The sequence below is a fragment of the Streptococcus sp. HMSC36C04 genome (genome assembly GCF_001839535.1).
Classification (GTDB): Bacteria; Bacillota; Bacilli; order Lactobacillales; family Streptococcaceae; genus Streptococcus; species Streptococcus hominis.
In genome coordinates this window covers 195,417-195,663 of sequence record NZ_KV841606.1, presented here as the reverse complement: position 1 = coordinate 195,663, position 247 = coordinate 195,417, and the positions used below count along the sequence as shown (strand labels likewise).

2 tRNA genes are annotated in these 247 nt (G+C 53.8%); both read left to right on the top strand.

Annotation, left to right across the window (positions count from 1 at the left end):
- Positions 1 to 39: 39 nt before the first annotated feature.
- A tRNA-Met gene (locus tag HMPREF3249_RS09045) sits at positions 40 to 113 on the top strand.
- 14 nt (positions 114 to 127) lie between these two features.
- Positions 128 to 201 (top strand) — tRNA-Ile (locus HMPREF3249_RS09040).
- Positions 202 to 247: the final 46 nt, after the last annotated feature.

The following is a 247-nucleotide window of genomic DNA, read 5'->3' as shown; positions in this document are numbered from 1 at the left end:
AAGGTGTCGCAGGTTCGAATCCTGTCTTCCCGATGCTATGGCGGTGTAGCTCAGCTGGCTAGAGCGTCCGGTTCATACCCGGGAGGTCGGGGGTTCGATCCCCTTCGCCGCTATAATTGATCTTGTTGGACCTTTAGCTCAGCTGGTTAGAGCTCTCGGCTCATAACCGAGTGGTCGTAGGTTCAAGTCCTACAAGGTCCATTTTGTTATATGTGGAGGATTACCCAAGTCCGGCTGAAGGGAACGG